The 6363-nt window shown below is 64.0% G+C and carries 6 protein-coding genes; 1 reads left to right on the forward strand and 5 read right to left on the reverse strand.

Features of this window, described 5'->3' with window-relative positions; genetic code table 11:
* Window positions 1-145: 145 nt before the first annotated feature.
* From ABFE16_00640 to ABFE16_00650, 3 genes are read right to left on the reverse strand one after another with little or no spacing between them, the layout of a single operon-like run.
* Window positions 146-415, reverse strand: coding sequence for a chondroitinase-B domain-containing protein (locus ABFE16_00640; protein MEN6343779.1), 270 nt, complete (start codon window positions 413-415; stop codon window positions 146-148).
* Between the two features lie 11 nt (window positions 416-426).
* Entirely contained in the window at window positions 427-1968 is a 1542-nt protein-coding gene (locus ABFE16_00645; GenBank protein MEN6343780.1) for a hypothetical protein, read from the reverse strand.
* 40 nt (window positions 1969-2008) lie between these two features.
* Window positions 2009-2239 carry a hypothetical protein gene (locus ABFE16_00650; protein MEN6343781.1) on the reverse strand — a complete coding sequence of 77 codons (231 nt, stop codon included), beginning with the start codon at window positions 2237-2239 and terminating at the stop codon, window positions 2009-2011.
* A 198-nt stretch (window positions 2240-2437) separates the two neighbouring features.
* Here ABFE16_00650 and ABFE16_00655 point away from each other — a divergent pair, with 198 nt between their 5' ends.
* Entirely contained in the window at window positions 2438-3112 is a 675-nt protein-coding gene (locus tag ABFE16_00655) for a hypothetical protein (GenBank protein MEN6343782.1), read from the forward strand.
* A 182-nt stretch (window positions 3113-3294) separates the two neighbouring features.
* Here the strand turns inward: ABFE16_00655 and pckA are convergent, their stop codons facing one another.
* On the reverse strand, window positions 3295-4899 hold the full coding sequence (gene pckA / locus ABFE16_00660) for a phosphoenolpyruvate carboxykinase (ATP) (protein ID MEN6343783.1): 1605 nt from the start codon (window positions 4897-4899) through the stop codon (window positions 3295-3297).
* Window positions 4900-5027: 128 nt separating this feature from the next.
* Window positions 5028-6363, reverse strand: a 1336-nt coding sequence (locus ABFE16_00665; protein MEN6343784.1) for a hypothetical protein, incomplete at its 5' end; no start/stop codon positions are given.

The raw sequence follows: 6363 nt of genomic DNA on the forward strand, positions 1-6363 counted from the left end.
AGTCCACGACCGCGCACTCTGTCAGGCGGCAGTGATGAGAGAGCTTGGAGGGGTCCTTGCGGAAGGCGATCGGGTCTTCCCCGGGCAGGCCGCCACGCGTGAGCATCAACCCCTCGACCTGCAGATAGCCACCGGCGATCCTCAGCTACGAGCGGCCACACAGGACCGTCTTGCCCGGTGTCTCGGCCCGCAGCGTGATCGGCCGATCCGGCTCACCCTCGGCCTCGAACAGGATCGCCGTGTCCTTCCAGTCGCCGGCGGACATGACGATGGTGTCGCCGGGCCTGGCGCCGTGAATCGCAGCGTCCAGTTCCGCCTGCGTCGAGACGCGCACCGTTGCAGCCATCGCCAGTGACCCCAGGGACGCTACCAGACCCACTACCAGCACACGCACAGCCCTGCGCACTGTCCTCATCGCGACTCCTCCTACCGGGCGAGGTTAGCCACAGCCTGTGGCCCGAGCCGCTCCTCCAACTGCTTCAGGTACAGGCTCCGGGGCTCCACGGGAGTACCGAAGCTCTCCCAGAAGCCGCTTCCCTTGTGCGTACCGGCCTTGCATCCGATGGCCCAGTTCTGCGCCGTCGGCGGCCTCTGCACGTCCATCGACTTGGCGGTGCAGTTCCAGAACACCATCTGTGCACCGGCCCAGCCATGGCCAGTACCGGAGGCGCCCCGGTTTTGCACATTGATCGCATTGCCCTCGACGCTCACGTTGTCGTACAGCGTGCCCGTTGACCAGCGGTGATGCGGTCCGGTGTCTGCATGGGCCCGTGTCGCCGAGCAATCGACGAAGGCATTGGGCCCCGGCACGACCGCATGCATCACGAAGTCATGACGTCCGTCGCGAGCCACGCAGCGCAGCACCAGGTTGAGCTGCCCGGCCAAAGCGAAGGAGTAGCGTCGCCCGCCGGTGATCTGGGAGACCGGGTCGAGGCACGTGCAGTCCCGGATCGTCGACCGGGTCCCCCAGCGCCCCACGTTTACGCAGCTATAGCCGAAGTGCACCGAGGTCACGTCGCGCACCCAGCAGTCCTCACAGCTATCCAGGCTGACCAGATTCCAGCCGTGGTCTTCGTCATCAGGCTTGGCAGACTCCGAGTCGCCGCGCAGGTTCTCGATCCCCACCTGCGAGACCCGGCCGCCAAACTCATACCTGTACAGCAGGCCGCCGCCGTACTCGGCCTGGAGGGCGTTGACCAGCGGCGCATCCACGCTCACCCGGTTCCCCTCAAGGGCCGTGATCACACGCAGGAAGGGCAGGTCCTTGGAGCCTGCGGTCCACTGCACCACATCCGTCCGTCCCTTCGGAACGGGGATGCGGTCCATGCCGATGAAATGGATCCACTCCGCCGTGCTCGGACGCCGCACAATCACCCGGTCGCCGACCTTGAAGCCCTCGACACTGTCCACGTGGAAGCTCCTGGCGCCGACCGGCACATAGCTGTCGGTGACCTGACGTCGCGTACCGGCCAGCTCCTTCGGCGATCCTGTGCCCCGGACTTGCAGGAGGGTGCGCTGACCCTTCCCGGTGCAGAGCAGCACCGTCCCGTCTTCGCCCTGGCCCTCACCGCGGAGCGCAACACCACTGGCGCCCAGCCTGAGCACGCCGCCAATCCGGTACGTGCCGCGCTTGAGCAGCACAGCTCCCCGGATCCCGTTCTCGTCGAGGGGCAGAGCCGCGACCTGGTCCAGCGCCGCCTGGATTCTGGCTCCCGCATCACCTTGGGCTGGCTCCAGGATCACCTTGACGGGCACCTCCGGGAGCCTCACTCCGCCGCCCTTGTAGCCGCAGTTGGAGAAGTCCGGGATCGTGTTCCCCTGCTCGTCGGGCACATAGACGAGCTTGCCCTCCGGACCGGGGTATACGAGACTGCTGTGGCCGGCCGCCACAGTCTCCTGGGCTGTCGCCGGGGCGATGGTCACCAGCAGGGCTCCCAACCACATCGCAGCTTCCGCGAGGCGTTGCATAGCTCATCCTCCGTCGGGACGGTGTGTGGTGCGGTCTCGTCTATCTCTTCTTCTTGCCCGAGCGCTTGCCTTCACTGCCACTCGTGCTCTTGCGTCCACGGTCCTGCAGGTAGCCGGAACCCACCGCTGCGAGCAGCAGCACAGCGATGACGAGAAGGAAGACCCCATAGTCGGCCTTGCCGGTGAAGGTCAGGTACAGGCCGTAGCCCAGCAAGAACAGCGAGAGCGGCAGGCCAAGGGCGAGGAACAGGCAGTTGATCATTCCGGACATCCGTGACACCTTTTCCGTCTGGTAGATTGAGAACAAAGCTGTTCGGCGCCGCAGGGCAGAACCCCTTCTGGAGCCGTGTTCGGACTGGCCGATCAGAATTCCTGAAAATCGTGTGCGACGAATCCTGCCCACGTCGGTCTAAAGGACGCAGCAGGGGTCTCTTGCGCAAGTGACCCACACCGTAGGGAGGAAGAAAACATGACCCGACGCGCCGTCTTCGTTGCCATCCTCGCTCTCGCCCTCACAGCACCCGTCTTCGCCGGCGACATCATCGCGATGCCGACCGGGAACACCGTAGCACCCAAGGACATCGAGCTCAACGCCATCTGGTGGAAGCAGCCCCCGTCCGGCACCAGCGGCGACATCCTCGTTGGTGAGGCCTTCTTCGGCGTTATGGACCGCGTCGAACTCGACGTCCTCTACGCCGACGTTCGCGACGCCGAGAGCGTAACCGAAGTCAACGCATACGTGACCCTTCTCAAAGAGACCCCGAAGACCCCGTCCTTCATCGTCGGCTGCACCAACGTGACCGGCGCTGACTGGCTCGGGGGCACCAAGTTCGGCGGCCCCTCCGACAACGACGACCCGTCCTTCTTCGCAGTCAGCAGCTACAACCTGGCCGCCCCGGCGGTCCCGTCCTTCAAGACCCCGATGATCCGCCTGCACCTCGGCTGGGGCAACAACTGGCACGGCGACGAGCTGTTCGGCGGCGTGCAGTTCAAGGTCTACCCGAACTTCGGCGGCGCGATCCTCAACTATCAGAGCAACCCCGCCTACATGCTGACCTGGCAGCCCTGCAAGACCATGGAAGTCACTGGCGGCACCAACGGCGGCGAGACCTTCTTCCGCGTCGGCGGTTTCCTGCACTGGTAGTCCGATCCCAGAGGGCGTCACTTACGACACCTTCTCGGTTCTCCTAGCCATAGCGGGCGCGGTCCTCTCCAGGGGCCGCGCCTTTTCTATGTTTGCAGGCTCGGGCACAAAGAGAGGGCGCCAGTCTCCCGGCGCCCTCTTCCGTCATCTCTCTGCTCAGTACCCCTCGACCCACCTCGGCCCTAACAGCGCGGACCGGCCTTCTTCACATCCTCCGAGACGTTGCCCTCGAACTTCGCGAAGTTCTTGATGAACCGCTGGCAGAGGTCCTTGGCCTTGGCGTCGTATCCATCCTTGTCCTGCCAGGTATTCCGCGGGTCGAGAAGATAGGAATCGACCTCGGGGCACACTGTCGGAACATCTAGCCCGAAGAAGGGCTCCTCGCGCATCGGTGCGTTGTTGAGGCTGCCGCTAAGCACCCCACGGACTATCGCACGGGTCGCGCCGATGTCGATGCGGTGGCCGGTGCCATAGGAACCGCCGGTCCAGCCGGTATTGATCAGCCAGCACTTGGTGCCGTGCTTGGCGATCCGGTCGCCCAGCATCTTGGCGTACACACCCGGGTGCAGTGCCATGAAGGGCGCTCCGAAGCAGGCGCTGAAGGTGGCCTGGGGTTCGTCGACGCCGCGTTCGGTGCCTGCGAGTTTGGCGGTGTAGCCCGACAGGAAATGGTACATGGCCTGATCGGGGTTCAACCGCGACACCGGAGGCATGATCCCAAAAGCGTCGCAGGTGAGGAAGACGATGTTGGTCGGATGGCCCACAACACCCTCGCGGACGATGTTGGACAGGTGGCTGATGGGGTAGGCCGCCCGCGTGTTCTCGGTCAGCGACTCATCATTGAGGTCCAGTCGGCGCGTGGCGTAGTCCACCATCACGTTCTCAAGGATCGTCCCAAACTTGCGGGTGCACTCGTAGATCGCAGGCTCAGCCTCGCGCGAGAGCCGGATGACCTTCGCGTAGCAGCCGCCTTCAAAGTTGAAGATGCCGCTTTCGCTCCAGCCATGCTCGTCGTCGCCTACCAGCGCACGGTCCGGATCGGCCGACAGCGTCGTCTTGCCGGTGCCGGAGAGACCGAAGAACAAAGCGACGTCACCCTTGTACCCAACATTCGCCGAGCAGTGCATCGACAGCACTTCGCTCTGCGGAAGCAGGTAGTTCAATATGGTGAAGATCGACTTCTTGATCTCGCCGGCATAGCGCGTGCCGCCGATGAGGATGGTCTTCTCGCCGAAGTTCACGACGATGAAGGTCTCCGAGTTGACGCCGTACTTCTCCGGCGGCTGCGCGTGCATACCGGGCAGGCAGATCACGCGGAACTCGGGCACGTGCTCGTACAGCTCGTCCGCGTCCTTGATCTGGATGAAGAGGTTCCGGGCGAAGAGGCTCTGCCACGCATCCTCCGTGATGATCCGGATCGGCAGGCGGTACTTCGGGTCGGCGCCCACATAGCAGTCCTGGACGAACAGGTCCTTGCCCTGGATGTAGGTGAGCATCAGGTCATGGAGCTTGTTGTAGCTCTCCTGCGACAGGGCGCGGTTGACGTTCCCGTCCCAGTTGATCTTGTCCCGGCTGCTGTCCTCGTCAACGATGAACTTGTCGTTAGGCGAGCGGCCGGTGGTGTGGCCGGTGCGCACCGCGATAGGGCCCATGTGAACGATGTGCCCCTCCCGGCGCCGAATCACCTGTTCGTACAACTCCGGTGTGGTCATGGTCCAGTATACGCGTCCGACGTTGCGAATACCGTGATGTTGCAGGCCGTGCTTAGGTCCCTCGCGGTCTGGCATCAGGCAGCACTCCCTTCGTGGTTATCCCCAGCGCCGTCGAACACCCCTTGTGCCTCCGCAACCGCCGGAACCCCCAGGCGCCGGTCCCCGAAGCACACAACAAGACCTCGCCTCCAGGACCAGGGCGGCTAATACCCCAGTCCCAGCGGCCCGATGGAGTCCGTACTCACTGCGCCGGCACGCACGCTGAACAGGCTATCGTGCGCTGCCCTCAGGTCCGGTTCGGCCAGGGGCAGATACTGACGGGAGTTGTACTCCACCCCCATGAGGGTGTCGATTCGCGCTGCCAACCCCACTGAGTGGATGAGCGACCTACCAGGATTCGTGAGGTCCTGCACGGTCACCACCATCCCTGCCTCGCGGGCTGTAACTTGGTATAATAATGATGCTGACTGCCCTTTGCAAGTCTTGAGTCCAACTCCCGACCATCCCAACTCCCGCGCCAGGCGCAGCTTTTCCAGATCCGTCACGCCCTCATCCACCACCACGGGCTTCAGCGCCGCTACTGCGCTCATGTCGAAACGATGCACCTGCAGGTCGCGCTCCGTCGGTTGCTCCAGGTACAGCAGGCGCTCGTAAGCCCTTGGTGACACCTCCCGCAGCTTCTGCAGGTACTCCACCACGGTCTCCGGACTCTCGTTCATCTCGTTCGAATCGGTGGACAGGTAGAAGTCCCGCGACATCCCGAGCCGCTCATGGGTGCTCTCAATGACCGCGGCGACCTCACGCGTTCGCTCCACATCCCAGTCGATGTCCTTGCCTTGCAGCTTCACCTTGAAGCAGCGGAGGCCGTCGCGCTCGATCCACTGGTCCAGGCTCACCGGCAGGCCGTCCTGAGGGTCTCTGTCGTCCACCTCCGACATCACCAGCTTGTCCATCCCGCCGACCAGGTGGAAGATCGGCAGTGAGGGCTTGTACGCGGAATGCAGGTACTGGCTGATGTACTTGCCCTTGAACTGCGGGCCGCACCAGCGGGACAGGTCATACTCCATGTACTCAGGACCGTAGCCGTCATAGGTGCAGATCCCGTTCGCGACTCCGAAGGCGTCGTGGAGCGCAGCATCCGCCGGCGAGGAGCACACCAGGGCCGTCAGCAGCGGCGTCGGCTCCGCAAGCCCCAGTTCGGCCTCGACCTCCGCCGCGAGAGCCGGCAGGTCCGGCTTGATCTCCATGTACAAGTCTACCGGGTGACCGAAATGGGTATGCTCCTGCAGGTGGGCGCAGATCCTCTCGCCCAGCCGGCGCATTGCCTCATCCCGCACTTCGTGGGATAATGCGGCACTGGGGAAGGCCCAGATGTCGCTCAGCAGGATGTTGCCATACCCCTCGGCCACGGCGCCCGACCTTGTCTCAACCTTCGCCCGCACGGTCATTCCGGTGATGGTGCGGATGACGCCGGTCCCGAACTTGAGCGGCACTCGGAACTCCTCGTCGGTGAAGGTCGGTTCTACCTCAAGAAGGCGA

The sequence above is a fragment of the Armatimonadia bacterium genome (genome assembly GCA_039679385.1).
In the GTDB taxonomy this organism is placed as follows: Bacteria; Armatimonadota; Zipacnadia; order Zipacnadales; family JABUFB01; genus JAJFTQ01.